The following is a 14,268-nucleotide window of genomic DNA, read 5'->3' on the forward strand; positions in this document are numbered from 1 at the left end:
TTTTGGTAAGTGATTGGTTTAGTTGTAAAAAGTATTGTCGCCTATGGTGATGATCAGGCCCAGTATGATATTTCTTTTGGTTGAGGGCGTAATGGGCGTCCGGACAGTTCCGTCGGCGGTATAGTTATAGCCGTATATTTGTCGAAGACCCAAAACATTGCCCACATTTACATAAACTACCGCCAGTTGCTTGAACAAGGTGGTGATGTAGTTCGCATTTACGCTGATGTCGTGGTAATTCGGACTTTTATCTGCCAAAAAATGCGGGTTGTTGGGGTTGTAATAGGTCCTTCCGGTGGCAAAAACATAGCCGGCATTAAGCTGGGTCTTGATATCGCCGAAGTATTTTCTGTAAAAGATATTAAAGGTATGTTTAGAGACAAAGCCTGGTGTGGCCAATGTAGGGTAGTCCAGGTAGTTTCTTTTGGTGTCGAGAAACGAGTAGCCAATGCGGTATTCGGAATCCTTCATGCTTTCTTTGTCCCGCCAAAACAAGTCAAAGCCTTTGGCATAGCCATCTCCGTTGTTGTTGAAAAGGCCATCCGCCGTTTTGATTAATTGGCCATAGGCTTTAAAATAGGCTTCGACTCTGAAGTTATAGCCCGATTTTTTGTATTCGAAATTCCCTACGTAACTGTCGGCGATTTGGAAATCTAATTTTGAACGCAACAAGTATTCATCGGCTGGCGATTGGAAATAACGGCCATAACCGAGGCCAGCTTGCGTGTAACTGTTCAGTTTATAGGTGCACGAAATTCTTGGAGAGAGGTTGGATTTTGCCAGATAGGAAGAGTATTCGCCCCTTAACCCGGCCCGAATGGCCAATTTTCTGCTCAGGTATAGGTCTGTTTCTGCAAAAACGGCAGACAATTGGTCTTGGTAGCTTCGAGATAACTCGTTGAGCGATTCTCCCCGATTGGTATAAAATGTTTCAGCCCCAAAACGGATCAAAGATAATTTGCCGACATCGTGTATTGCAACGGCACGCAATTGCAGCAATTGGTCTAAACGCTGTACATTTCCAAGCCGTATTTTGATGTCATCTTTGGTGTAGCTGTAAGCAATGCCGGTTTCTAATCTCCATAACGGCGATAGTGCATCTTGATAAGTGGTATTGAGGTAGGAATTTTTATTATGTACGACCGCAAAATCATTCATGCTGTTTGGGGTGGCGCGGTTTAGCCCGAGTTTCGAATCGCTGTAGTCCATATAGTATTTGAACATGCCGGTTTCGCCTATGCGGTGCATAAATTGGGTACCTATGGTTGCTGTTGCCGGGGGCTTGATCCAGTCTATTTGCGAGGGGTTTAAGTAAGTATAGTTTGGTTTAAGGTTATAATAGCTGCCTGTTAAAACCAGTCCGCTGTTTTTTAAGTTGATGTTTTGCTGGGCTTCAACACCTACCGAAAGCAAGCGGATTGTGGTGCTTGTTTTTTCGGGGATGTTATTGGTTTGGAGCGATAAAACAGAAGACAGTGCCTGCCCAAACTGTGCCGCATAGCCACTTGTAGAAAAATCGGTACTCCTAAAGTTGAAAGCCGACAAACGGGCCCGCGATGAGAGCCCCTGCACCTGGGCATTGATGGGATTTTTCATGAGCATGCCATCGATAAAAGTTTTGGTTTCTGCCGTAGAGCCTCCGCGAACCAGCAGGCCGCTTTCGCCAAAAGCCATTTGTGCGCCGGGCAGGGTTTGCATGGCGCCAAAGATATCGGCGGCCATGCCCGGCGTTGTGGCAATATCGAGGGCGTTTAACGAAATTCCCTTTCCCTGAATGCCCGAAACGAAGCTTCCTATGCCAATGGTCACGGTATTCAACGAATTTGATTTTTCGGTTAAGCGGAATTGCAATGAGTCAACAGGTTTGTTTAGATCAATCGTTAGGCTATCGGTTTCGTAACCCATTGCCTTAACCAATAGGGTTTTAAGGCCTCTTTCGCTGGTTGTAAAATGGAATTTTCCCGTACTGTCGGCCGTCGTGCCATCATAGCTGCCCTTAATGCCAACAGAAGCAAAAGGAACGGCTTTATGAGTAATGGTTGTAACATTTCCCTTAATCCTAATTTGAGCGGCCGAGTTGCCAGGTGTCCATAAGGAAATAGGCAAGAAGCTGAGCAAAAAGTAAAGCCTTTGACATTTCATGCCTCAAATTTGGCGCTGAAGAGGCTTTTTGCACAGCGATTTCCGACGAGCGGTTGTTTTTTAGCGACGAGTTGCTGTGGTGTTATAAAAAATCCTGGGGCAGCTTTTCCAGAGCAATGGCGATCTGTATCAGTTGAAACAAGGAAATTTTGGTTTCCCCGCTTTCAAGTTTTTGGTAACTGCCCAGGCTTAGCCCTAGTTTATAGGCCATAAAGGCCTGGCTGTATTTCTTCTCCGTTCTAAAACTGTTTATTTTGTGTGGTTTAAATGCCTTCATTTCGTTGGCACTTAGTAATGCGGCATGACGGATGATTTTTAGCTCATTGATCTTTGGTTGTTTTGATTCTAATGGCATAAAAATAAGGTTTAAGTAGAAGGCTGCTGGAGTTTTGCAGAAGCCAACTGACGCTTCAAATTTTCGATTTCGTCATCTTTTGTTTTTAATTTAAGTTCAAGTTCTTCTATCCACTTTGCTTGTTGAAGAATGATTTTCTCCATAAAATTAAATTGCTTGTGGTGCTGTAAGACTGTGTCTTTGATAGGGCCGCTTTTTTCTGGGCAGTCTAAAAAATCTTCTATTTTTTTTTCCAAAATGATAGCAATCTGGGCCAATCGTTCTAAAGTAATCTTTACATCGCCAGTTTCTATTTTTTGATAGGCGCTTTGGGTGATGCCCAGTTTATTGGCTACAAAGGCTTGAGAATAGCATTTTTCATCTCTATACCTCCGCATAATTCCGCTCTTTATCGTTCTCATCTTTTTCGGTTTAATCAGGTGTTATAAGAATTGACAATCTGCTAGCCGAAAACGGGGGATAAATTCATTCTTTATACCAATAAAATTATTCCGTTATTTTTTCGCTTTGGGAGCCGGTACTTCTAAATTTAGCTTATCCGTCAGTACATGGTGATTGATAAAGCTTAGCAAACCCGGCTAAAAGAGGTTTGACCAAACTAAAACAACTTTAACGATGAAAAAAATGAATTTGCTCAGCAAAGCTGAAATGAAAATGGTATTAGGTGGAGATGATCCGGGCTCTTTTGAGATAGGAGGCGGCGGTAAGATTTGGATGGCGTGTCGTACGGCGGATGGCAGTTTGATCGACGATTCGTTCGAGGTATCTGATTGCAGTCCTTCCAATTGGGACGGCTATTGTGCGAATAAAAGTGGTTATAATAAAAAAACATCAACCTGCGGCGGTATTGGAGGCGGGTAATTTCAACAATATCAACTTCTATTGCAGGCCAATTTATAGCATTTATTATGCTATAAATTGGCCATTTTGGGTTTTATTAGTTGTTTCCTTTGTCGATAGCCCTGTTGATGGCATCCTGAATACGCGGACGGATGTTCATTTTCAAGAGGTTGTCTGAAACCTGTGGGTTTACGCGGTTAGACAAAAAGATGTAAACCAACCCTCTCGATGGGTCAACCCAAACCCCGATTCCGGTATAACCCGTATGTCCAAAAGTTTGCGACGAAGCTAATTCTGACGGATATTTTTTGCTCAAGTCTGGATCCCAACGATCAAAGCCAAGGCCCCTGCGGCTCACATTAGACTGTTTGCTGGTAAAGGTTTCTACGGTTTGGGGTTTAAAGTACTGTTCGCCACCATAAGTTCCCTTATTGAGCAATAACTGATAAAAGATGGCCAAATCGTTAGCATTGGCAAATAAACCGGCATGGCCAGAAACACCGCCAGCCAAGGCGGCGCCCTGATCGTGTACATAGCCTTCTAGAAGCGTCTTTCTAAAAACCTTGTCGTCTTCTGTAGGCACAATCAGGTCTTTGCTGAAACGGTTCCTCGGCAAAAATCCGGCAGTGTGCATGCCCAATGGCGTGTAAAAGTTGTCGAGCGCATATTTGTCCAAAGGTTCTTCGGTAATGTGTTCTACAATATCCTTCATAACGTACATGCTGATGTCGCTGTATACGTAAGCGCCACGGGTTTTAATGGGCGAGTTGAGCATCTTCGGCCACATGAAATCGCTAAAAAATCCTTTTTTGATGTAATAATTGTCTGCCACTTTGGTCGGATAGGCGGCCGAAGAGTCGCGGCTATAATCGCCTTCTTTAATAAAGTTATGAAAAGGGATGTAGGGAATAAAGCCGGCCTGGTGCAGCATTACCTCGCGCACGTTAATATTTTCCATCGGCGTATTGCGTGCTTTCGGAATGTAATAGCCAATATTGGTGTCGAGCTTTAATTTGTTTTCCTCAACCAAACGCATGACGCTGGGCGTGGTGGCAGTGGTTTTGGTTACCGACGCCAAATCGAATATATCGGTAACTTTATCGGGCATAGCGTTGGCATAGGTGTGAAAACCGTAGGCTTTGTTGTAAATAACCTTGCCATCTTTGGCTACCAGTACTACCAGCCCAGGCGTTGCCTTGCCGGCAATGGCTTCGGCCGCAATCCTGTCTATTTCCATCAGGTTTTCGGTATTTACGCCGGCATCTTCGGGTACGGTATACTTTAGGCGGGTAACCGTGGTTTTAAAGCCTGAACCTTGGGTGTATTTGCCAGAATAGGTTTTGGCTAACACTTGTTCGGCGGCTATGCCTCCAAAAATTACTTGGGGGGCAATCATGGCAGCTTCGGCACTTTGTTGTGGGCTCCATACAATGGGCGAGCTTAGGTTGTCGAACGCCGATAGGTTTTTGCCGTCGCCAAACAGTACCAATACCAGTTCTTTGTGTTTAGCCACATTGCTGATGAAATTGAGGTAGCGACCATTGCTGGCCATTTGGTCGGTTAGGCCAATAATTACCGTGCTAAAATATTTAAGATCATCTTCCAGGTCGTTTAGGGTAGCAGAGTCTTTGTATTTTTCGGCATTAAGCGATTTGACATCGGCATATTTGTTGAGCAGGCTGTCGAACGGCGCTTGGTAAACGAAGCCAAGGTTTACCGAAGCAATTTTTTTTTCGGCCAGTTTGGTTAGGGGAATAAATCCCTGCTGATTGTTTAAAAGAACATCGCTTTTGGCAATGGCATTGATGTTTTTAAGTCTGTTTTCGTTCTGTTTGTGATCTTGGGCGCATGCGCTCAACGTAAAAACGGTAGCTAGGCAAATGGCAATTACGCCAGCCAGGTTATTTCTCATATACTTTTTCTCCATTCAGGTAGGTCTTTAACACTTTGTTGTCTAAAATCTGATGTGGCGTGGCCTTCATTATGTCTTTATCCATCAAGACAAAATCAGCCAATTTGCCCACTTCCAAGCTTCCTTTTTCTTTTTCTTCGAAATTGGCTTTGGCGGCCCAGATGGTCATGCCTCGCAAAGCTTCTTCTGGTGTAAGGGCATTTTCCATCTGGAATCCTCCGGTTGGATAGTCTTTGCTGTCTTTTCTGATGGTTGCGGCATAAAAAGTAAGCATCGGGTTAATCTGTTCAACCGGAAAGTCGGTGCCCAATGGTATCCAACCATTTTGGGCCATCAATTGTTTGTAGGCATAGGCACCTTTTATTCTTTCGTGGCCTAAACGGTCGGCTGCCCAGTACATATCTGAAGTGGCATGTGTAGGCTGTACAGAAGGTATAACACTGGTTTTGCCAAACAGAGCAAAATCGCTAGGAGCTACTACTTGTGCATGTTCAATGCGCCAGCGTTTATCGTTTTTGCCTCCAAGTACCTCGTTATAGATTTTTAAGATGCTGCGGTTGGCCGAATCGCCGATGGCGTGGGTGCACATCTGAAAGTTATGCTGGTTTATTTTTTGGGCTACCTCTTGAAAGTGCTTGATGTCGCTCAGCAAAAAACCCGATTTTTTGGGCATATCGGTGTAAGGATGCAATAAGCAGGCGCCTCTCGAGCCCAATGCACCATCGGCATAAACCTTAAAGGCACGTACATTGAGCCGGTCGGTTTTTATGGCGCCTCGTTTAAACAGGTATTCGAAGTTTTTCTCGGCATCGGAAAGCATCACATACAAACGCATTTTTAGGCTTTTATCGGCCTGCAGCTTTTCGATAAACTCAACGGCATCGTAATCCAGTCCGCAGTCGTCTATGGTAGTGAGGCCTACAGCAAAGCAGTTTTTTTGTGCGTCCAGTAACATTTTTTTGGTTTGAATTGAATCTGGCGAAGGTACTTTGCTGGCTACGAGTTCAACTGCATTGTCGATGAGCAAACCGGTCAGCTTACCGTCTTTTTCTACAATATCGCCTCCGGTTAAGGTAAATGATTTGGTGATGCCCGCCTCGCTCAATGCAATATCATTGGCAACAGCGGCATGGCCATCTATCCGTTCCAATAATACGGGTCTGTTCGGGAAAAGCTGGTCTAGTTTTTCCCTGGTCGGAAACTGTTTGTCGGGCCAGTCATTTTGGTCCCAGCCACGTCCGGTAAGCCAGCCCTCGGGATGGGTTTTGGCAAATTCGCTCAGCCTGTCTAAAACTTCCTCCCAGCTATTGGTGCCTCGCAAGTCGGCCGTTTGCAAACTCTGGCCATAGCCGAAAAAGTGGGCGTGGGCATCGATAAAGCCAGGGTAAATGGCTTTACCTTGTGCGTCAAGCTCCTCTTTGGCCTCATATTGGCCTTTGATGGCGGCATTTTTGCCCAGTTGTATAATCTTGCCATCCTTAATCGCCATGGCCTCCTCGATGTCAAATTTGTTGTTAACGGTATAGATTTTGGCATTGTAGACAATCAAATCTGCCCTTGGCTTGCTGCAACTGCAAAAAACAGCCAATAAAAGGAGTAGGGATAAAATCTTTTTCATCTGTGTGTTGGTTTCTTTTGATGGCAATGAAACTGGCGTAGAGACCTTTTTAAAATCCTGCTGGTTTGTTTGATCCTTTCACCTTTCATGCACCATGATGGTTTCATGCTTTAAAGATATAAAAAGCTTGTGATTTTTGCCCCGGTTCAACCCACTTCTTTAAAACCCGGCAACGGCCAACAAACCAATGAGCTCATGGGCCATTGAACCACATAGTTAAGTCATTTAGTATCAGTATTGTGAAAACAGGCTTATGGATAAGGCTTATTTTCGCTAAATTAGCACCTTTACACAACCATAATAGATGTCTGATATTATTCAACTTTTACCCGACAGTGTTGCCAACCAGATTGCGGCAGGTGAGGTGGTACAGCGACCGGCTTCGGCGGTAAAAGAGCTTTTAGAAAATGCCATAGATGCAGGGGCAGACAAGATACAGCTGATTGTAAAAGATGCAGGCAAGGCCCTGATCCAAGTGATAGATAACGGCTGTGGCATGAGCATTAGCGATGCGCGCCTCTGTTTTGAACGCCATGCCACTTCGAAAGTGCGCAAGGCCGAAGATTTGTTTGCCATTCGTACCATGGGTTTTAGGGGCGAAGCGATGGCTTCTATTGCCGCCATTGCACAGGTTGAAATGAAAACCAAACGCCATGAAGACGAAGTAGGTACCCTAATTCAGATTGAAGGTTCGACTTTTATCAAACAAGAACCAACCGGTTGCCCTAACGGAACCAGTATCGCCGTCAAAAACCTGTTTTATAACATTCCGGCACGAAGAAATTTTTTGAAGAGCAATCCGGCCGAGATGCGCCACATCATCGACGAATTTCAGCGGGTTGCGCTGGCCAGGCCCCATATTGCCTTTAGTTTGCACCACGATGGGGTAGAGATTTATCGCCTGCCGGCCTCGGGCATGAAACAGCGCATTGTGCATTTGCTGGGCAATAACTACAATGAGCGCTTAATTCCGGTAGAAGAAGAAACCACCATTATTAACCTCAAAGGCTTTATCGGCAAGCCCCAATTTGCCAAAAAAACAAGGGGCGAACAGTTCTTTTTTGTAAATGAGCGCTTTATCAAAGACGGTTATTTGAACCATGCCATTAACCGGGCCTACGAAGAACTGTTGCCCGATGATAACTTTCCTTTGTATGTGCTATTCATCGATATCGATCCGGCAAAAATTGATGTGAACGTGCATCCTACCAAAACCGAGATCAAGTATGTGGATGAAAAATCCATCTATGCCATTATCCATTCGGCGGTAAAAAGATCACTGGGCAAGTTCAACATCAGTCCAACCATCGATTTTGACCAGGAAACGGGCTTTAGCAACATGATCAGCCCCATTGCACCCGAAGATATTGTGCCTCCGAGCATTTCTTTTAACCCCGATTTTAATCCTTTTGCCCAAAGCAAGCCGGCCAGTTCGGGCAGTTTTGCCTCAAGAAGCCCCGTGCCGCATGCGCCTAGCGCCAAGAATTGGGGTTCGTTGTACGAGGTGGTACAGCACCAGCAGCCTGAACAGGCGAGCATCGATTTGGGCAGCTCGCCCCGCGACGAACAGTTTGAGCCGGTGCAGAAACAATTTATGCAGATCCATAACCGTTATATTGTTTCACAGATCAAATCTGGCATTATGCTCATCGACCAGCAGGCGGCACACGAACGTATTTTATACGAAAGGTTTTTGCTGCACCTGGAAGACCGCAAGGGCGCCTCGCAACAAAGCCTGTTTCCGCAAACGGTAACTTTGAGTGCCAACGATTACGAATTGGCCAAAGGCCTGCTCGACGATATCAAGAGCCTGGGTTTTGAAGTGCGCGAGTTTGGTAAAAATACCTTGGTTATCGAAGGCATTCCGGTCGATTTGGGCAGCAGCAACATCAACGAAACCGAGCTGTTTGAATGCCTAATAGAAGGCTTTAAAAATTCGCAGCAAGAACTTAAATTAGACAAGCGCGATGCCTTGGCCCGAAGCATGGCCCGTAACAGCGCCATTAAAAGCGGTACGGTATTGAGCCAACAGGAAATGAATGCGCTGATTGAAGAACTTTTTGCCTGTAAAACTCCTAACTTTAGCATTGGTGGCCGGCCGGTAATCCAAACCATTACCTTGGCCGAGCTGATCCAAAAATTTGAAAAGTAATTTTATGAATAACTTAAATATTCCTCCGGTAGTCAAAAACCTGCTCATTATCAATATCATTTTCTTTGCAGCCACTTGGTTTCAGCGAGAATTTATGGTTGAAAATCTATCTGTTTTTTATTTTAACTCTCCATTCTTTAAGATTTGGCAACCCATTACCTATATGTTTATGCATGGAGGGTTGGCGCACATCTTCTTCAATATGTTTGCCCTCTACTCGTTCGGCAGTATTTTAGAAGCGCATTGGGGAGGCAAACGTTTCATTAATTTTTATCTGATTACCGGCCTGGGCGCTTTGGCGCTGCAATGGGCGGTACAGGCTTTTGAGGTTTACCAGATTACAGGTAGCCCAATCAATAATCTTTACGGCCTGAATATTACCGATTTGGCAGCGGCTACAAAATTAAGGGATATCTATTCAACCCCGATGCTAGGGGCCTCTGGCGCTATTTTTGGCTTGTTGGTTGCTTTTGGCATGCTTTATCCAAATGTTGAATTATATATCATGTTTATTCCGGTTCCGGTGAAGGCCAAATATATTATTCCGATTTATATCGTTATAGAATTGTTTTTGGGCTTCAGTCAGTTTAAAGGCGATTCGGTGGCGCACTTTGCCCATTTGGGTGGAGCCCTGATCGGCTATATCCTGGTTAAGCTTTGGAAGAACAAGAATACCTTTTACGACTATTATGAATAACAATATTTGGTACGATTTAAAGCTGAAGTTTTTGAGGTCGGGTAGCCCTGCTATGGCCTATATAGGGCTCAATGTGCTTATTTTTGTAGTGGTTGGCCTGGCTGGTTTAGTTTGTTTTTTGGCGGGACAAAGAGGTTTGGCTGATGGACTTGTATACCAATACCTGGCCTTTCCATCAAGTCCTGAACTATGGCTGAGCAGGTTTTATACCCTCATTACCTATCAGTTTTTTCACGATGGTTTTCTGCACCTCCTGTTCAATATGCTTTGGCTGTATTGGATGGGGCAGCTGTTGCTCGATTTTATCAAGCCCCGGCAATTCCATGTCATTTATTTGGGTGGTGGTATTGCAGGTGCTATCTTTTTTGCACTTATTTTTAACTTCATTCCTGCTTTTAAGGAATTTGTCGGCATTCCGCTCGTTGGCGCATCGGCCTGCGTAATGGCGGTAATGGCGGCTTTGGCCACGTTGGTACCCAACTACGAAATCCGCTTGTTGTTTATCGGCAATGTCAGAATGAAATACTTGTTGCTAGCCTACATCGTTTTAGACCTGATTGGTACAGCCGATGGCAACGCCGGTGGCAGTTTGGCCCATTTGGGCGGCGCCTTGTTTGGCTTTGTTTATATCAAACTGCTGCAAAACGGCTACGATATGAGCTCGGTTTTTAAGCGCAGGCCAAAGCTGAAAGTGGTTCGGAACGAAAATGTAAAGCAAAATACAAGCCATATCAACCAAAACGAAATCGATGCCATTTTGGATAAGATTTCTAAAAGCGGTTACGATAAATTGAGCAAAGAAGAAAAAGAAACGCTGTTCAAGGCCAGCAAAAATTGATGAAGAAGAAGTTTACCTTTCTCGATAAGTTGTTGCTGTTGATCAGTGCTGTACTGGTTATCGGCCTGGTCTGTGGTATTTTGGCCGGTCAAAACGATCCAAGGCAACATATCGTGCTGGCCTTTTTCGGGTTGGCTTATCCTTTCTTTTTGTTGGGTAATGTAATGATGCTGGTGTGGTGGGTGCTGCGCCGGCGCTGGATATTAGGCTTGGTTACAATGGTGGTAATTTGCAGTGGCTGGCATACGCTTATTGCTACCTTCGGACTTTTTGGCAAAGTGGGTGCCAACCAAAAAGAAGAAGCCGGCTTGGTGCGGATGATGACTTACAACGTGCACAATTTTAAGCCCTATGGCGAAGAGATTACGCAAGGCATAAAAGCCAAGATGCTCGATGTAGTGAAGACCCAAAATCCCGACATCATTTGTTTCCAGGAATTTTATACCCGCTACAAAGGGCCTTTTGATACGGTTGATAGCCTGATGAAAATGCTCAACACCCAGTACTATTATTTTCAGCCTACCATGAAAAGCCAGTCGGAGGCTATTGGATTGGCTATTTTTTCTAAATATCCCATCAAAAACAAGGGTCAGATTATTTTCGAGCCAAATGCAGGCAACGAGAGCATCTACCTCGACCTGGATGTGAACGGCCAAACCATCAGGGTTTATAACATCCATCTGCAATCGATCTCTTTCGAAAAAGAAGATTATACCTATTTAGAAAAGGTAAAGGAAATGGATCCGCAGATGAATCCTTCTAAGCGCATTGTACGCATGTTGAGGAGCGCATTCAAAAAGCGCAGCGAGCAGGTAGGTATCATGAAGGCCCACATGCGTACCTGTACGGTTCCCTACATTATTGCCGGCGACTTTAACGACACGCCCGCTTCTTATGCGGTAACCCAAATGACCTATTCGCTGAACAATGCCTTCATCAAACAGGGAAGAGGCTTGGGGCGCACCTATAATGGCAAATTTCCGAACTTTCAAATCGATTATATTGCCACCACAAAAGACTTTGAAGTGGTTAATTACCATATTGTTGAAGCAAAATTGTCAGACCATTTTCCTGTTCGCAGCGACCTGCGTTTAAAAAGCAAGCCTTAAACGGTTTTTATTTACATTTGCAGCATGATACAAGATCTCCAATTATACAATACCCTTTCTCGAAAAAAAGAAGTATTCGAACCGCTAAATGCACCACATGTGGGCATGTACGTGTGCGGGCCAACCGTTTACAGCGATGTGCATTTGGGCAATTGTAGAACTTTTATCTCGTTCGACCTTATTTTCAGGTACCTGAAATACAGTGGCTACAAAGTTCGCTACGTAAGGAATATTACGGATGCCGGCCACTTGGAAGGCGATAGGGACGAGGGCGATGATAAATTTGCAAAGCGCGCCAAGCTTGAGCAGTTGGAGCCGATGGAAATTGTACAGAAATATACGTTGGGTTTCCACGAAGTGTTGCGCATGTTCAATACCTTGCCGCCAAGCATCGAGCCTACCGCAACCGGTCATATCATCGAGCAGATTGAAATGATCAAAGTCATCATGGATAACGGCTATGCCTATGAGGTAGATGGCACCATTTATTTCGATGTAGAAAAGTACAGCAAAAAATACAACTATACCATTTTAACCAATCGCAACCTCGACGACCTGTTGGCCAATACCAGAGAACTGGATGGCCAGGGCGATAAGCACGGCCGATTGGATTTTGCCTTGTGGATCAAAGCCAAGCCCGAAACCCTGATGCAGTGGGCATCGCCATGGGGCATGGGCTTTCCGGGTTGGCACATCGAGTGTTCGGCCATGAGCGCCAAATACCTGGGCAGCGAATTCGATATCCACGGGGGAGGCATGGACTTGGCCGCTACGCACCATACCAATGAAATTGCACAGTCTGAAGCCTGTAGCCATCACCAGCCAGCTAAATATTGGATGCATACCAATATGCTAACGGTTAATGGCACCAGGATGTCTAAATCGGCAGGTAACGGCTTTTTGCCAGGAGAGCTGTTTACGGGCAGCCATCCCTTGCTTAAAAAAGGCTATAGCCCCATGACGGTGAAGTTCTTTATGCTGCAGGCTCATTACCGAAGCACCTTGGATTTTTCTAACGATGCGTTGGATGCTTCAGAAAAGGGCTTTAAGCGCATGATGAATGCCATCGCCCTTTTGCCAAAGCTGGTAGCCAGCGAACAGAGCGATGTAGCCATCGAACCGATCCGCATCAACTGTATCAATGCCATGAACGATGATTTCAACAGTCCGGTAGTTATTGCCGAACTTTTTGAAGCTGTTCGCATCATCAATACGGTTTACGACGGCAGCGCCAAGATTTCGGCCACCGAACTTGAGGCCCTGAAAAAGCTGATGGATGATTTTGTAACCGATATTTTTGGACTGAAAGACGAAGACACCAGCAACGGCGAGTTTAATGAGGTGTTGGATATGGTGATTAACCTGCGCAAAGAAGCCAAAGAAAATAAAGATTATGCCACTTCTGATATGATCAGGGTAGGCTTGCAAAAAATAGGCATCCAGTTAAAAGACAGCAAAGAAGGAACCACCTGGAGCAAGGTTTAGGTTGGAAGTAGATGGTGTAGTCCGCAGTCTTTTGGCTTTAGTCTTTGCTATTTAATATAAAAAAGAATTTCATGATCAAAAAGTATTTACCGCTAGCCCTGATTGCACTTGCCGTGTTAGCGGCCTGCAATAACAACAAGCCAGGTGCAACAACCGACCAGCCCACACAAGAAGTGAAGCTTGTGTCGCCAGATTTTAATGCCGACAGTGCTTTGGCCTATACCAAGGCCCAGGTTGATTTTGGCCCTCGCATTCCCTCAACCAAAGCCCACGCCGCGTGTGCCGCTTATTTGGTGAAGCAATTCAAATCTTTTGGCGGACAAGTGTTTGTACAAGAAGGTGCCACCAAAACCTACGACGGCAAGAGCCATCAGCTAAAAAATATCATCGCCGCTTTTTATCCAGAGAAAAAACAGCGGGTATTGATTACCGCACACTGGGATGCCCGTCCATTTTCAGACCAAGATCCTGATGCCAATATGCACGATAAACCTTTTGACGCCGCCAACGACGGCGCCAGCGGCGTGGCTGTGATGTTGGAGATGGCTCGCCAGTTGCAACAAAAACAACCCAATGTAGGGGTTGATTTTATTTTATGGGATATTGAAGATTATGGCAAGGCCAATGACGAATCGGTAAACGAAACCACTTGGTGCCTGGGCTCGCAATATTGGGTTAAAAATCAGCCTGTAAAAGGTTACAAGCCACTTTATGCCATCAACCTAGATATGGTAGGCGGTAGCAACGCCCAATTTACGCAAGACGAGGTTTCTAGAAAATATGCACCACAAATTGTGAAGAAAGTATGGGATATCGGCAATGAAATCGGCTATTCGGCCTATTTTGTCAATGTGCCTTCAGGCAACTTGATCGACGACCATTTTTGGGTAAACCAAGCGGGTATTCCTTGTATTGATGTAATCCATTACTCAGATGCCACTGGTTTTTACATGAACTGGCATACGCAGCTCGATAACCTGAACAACATTGACAAGAACACCTTGAAAGCGGTGGGGCAAACCATGCTGGAGACCATCTATCGTGAGCAACCCGTTAGTTAATGTGTAATTGTGGAATACTTTTTGGCCGGTGTTTACGCCCAAATCTTATATTCGCGCTA

Annotated in this window: 12 protein-coding genes; 7 read left to right on the top strand and 5 right to left on the bottom strand. The window is 45.0% G+C overall.

Features of this window, described 5'->3' with window-relative positions:
- Positions 1-18: 18 nt before the first annotated feature.
- The 3 genes from AC6H1S_RS02330 to AC6H1S_RS02340 all read right to left on the bottom strand — a co-directional run bounded on the left by AC6H1S_RS02330 (position 19) and on the right by AC6H1S_RS02340 (position 2,898).
- Entirely contained in the window at positions 19-2,142 is a 2,124-nt protein-coding gene (locus AC6H1S_RS02330; RefSeq protein ID WP_497564985.1) for a TonB-dependent receptor, read from the bottom strand.
- An 82-nt stretch (positions 2,143-2,224) separates the two neighbouring features.
- A complete protein-coding gene (locus tag AC6H1S_RS02335) occupies positions 2,225-2,497 on the bottom strand; it encodes a helix-turn-helix domain-containing protein (RefSeq protein WP_199138756.1) in 273 nt (90 codons plus the stop codon).
- A gap of 11 nt (positions 2,498-2,508) precedes the next feature.
- The gene (locus AC6H1S_RS02340; protein ID WP_497564986.1) at positions 2,509-2,898 is read right to left on the bottom strand and encodes a helix-turn-helix domain-containing protein; all 390 of its coding nucleotides are present in this window, start codon (positions 2,896-2,898) and stop codon (positions 2,509-2,511) included.
- A 214-nt stretch (positions 2,899-3,112) separates the two neighbouring features.
- Here AC6H1S_RS02340 and AC6H1S_RS02345 point away from each other — a divergent pair, with 214 nt between their 5' ends.
- Complete coding sequence (locus tag AC6H1S_RS02345) at positions 3,113-3,358, top strand: hypothetical protein (RefSeq protein WP_199138760.1); 246 nt, start codon at positions 3,113-3,115, stop codon at positions 3,356-3,358.
- A 76-nt stretch (positions 3,359-3,434) separates the two neighbouring features.
- Here the strand turns inward: AC6H1S_RS02345 and AC6H1S_RS02350 are convergent, their stop codons facing one another.
- On the bottom strand, positions 3,435-5,264 hold the full coding sequence (locus AC6H1S_RS02350; RefSeq protein WP_199138762.1) for a serine hydrolase domain-containing protein: 1,830 nt from the start codon (positions 5,262-5,264) through the stop codon (positions 3,435-3,437).
- Positions 5,239-6,867: an amidohydrolase gene (locus tag AC6H1S_RS02355; RefSeq protein WP_497564987.1), complete on the bottom strand. Its 1,629-nt coding sequence runs from the start codon at positions 6,865-6,867 to the stop codon at positions 5,239-5,241. The genes AC6H1S_RS02350 and AC6H1S_RS02355 overlap by 26 nt, the downstream gene beginning before the upstream one ends.
- Before the next feature lie 304 nt (positions 6,868-7,171).
- Here AC6H1S_RS02355 and mutL point away from each other — a divergent pair, with 304 nt between their 5' ends.
- The 6 genes from mutL to AC6H1S_RS02385 all read left to right on the top strand — a co-directional run bounded on the left by mutL (position 7,172) and on the right by AC6H1S_RS02385 (position 14,209).
- Positions 7,172-9,019 (top strand): DNA mismatch repair endonuclease MutL, encoded by a 1,848-nt coding sequence (mutL, locus tag AC6H1S_RS02360; protein ID WP_497564988.1) that lies wholly within the window; start codon positions 7,172-7,174, stop codon positions 9,017-9,019.
- 4 nt (positions 9,020-9,023) lie between these two features.
- Positions 9,024-9,716, top strand: a complete 693-nt coding sequence (locus tag AC6H1S_RS02365; RefSeq protein WP_199138768.1) for a rhomboid family intramembrane serine protease — start codon at positions 9,024-9,026, stop codon at positions 9,714-9,716.
- The gene (locus AC6H1S_RS02370; protein WP_497564989.1) at positions 9,709-10,554 is read left to right on the top strand and encodes a rhomboid family intramembrane serine protease; all 846 of its coding nucleotides are present in this window, start codon (positions 9,709-9,711) and stop codon (positions 10,552-10,554) included. The genes AC6H1S_RS02365 and AC6H1S_RS02370 overlap by 8 nt, the downstream gene beginning before the upstream one ends.
- On the top strand, positions 10,554-11,663 hold the full coding sequence (locus AC6H1S_RS02375; protein ID WP_497564990.1) for an endonuclease/exonuclease/phosphatase family protein: 1,110 nt from the start codon (positions 10,554-10,556) through the stop codon (positions 11,661-11,663). The genes AC6H1S_RS02370 and AC6H1S_RS02375 overlap by 1 nt, the downstream gene beginning before the upstream one ends.
- Before the next feature lie 24 nt (positions 11,664-11,687).
- Complete coding sequence (cysS, locus tag AC6H1S_RS02380; RefSeq protein ID WP_199138774.1) at positions 11,688-13,148, top strand: cysteine--tRNA ligase; 1,461 nt, start codon at positions 11,688-11,690, stop codon at positions 13,146-13,148.
- Positions 13,149-13,219: 71 nt separating this feature from the next.
- Complete coding sequence (locus AC6H1S_RS02385; protein ID WP_497564991.1) at positions 13,220-14,209, top strand: M28 family peptidase; 990 nt, start codon at positions 13,220-13,222, stop codon at positions 14,207-14,209.
- The last annotated feature ends 59 nt before the right edge of the window (positions 14,210-14,268 follow it).

The organism is Pedobacter sp. TM02 (assembly GCF_059705275.1).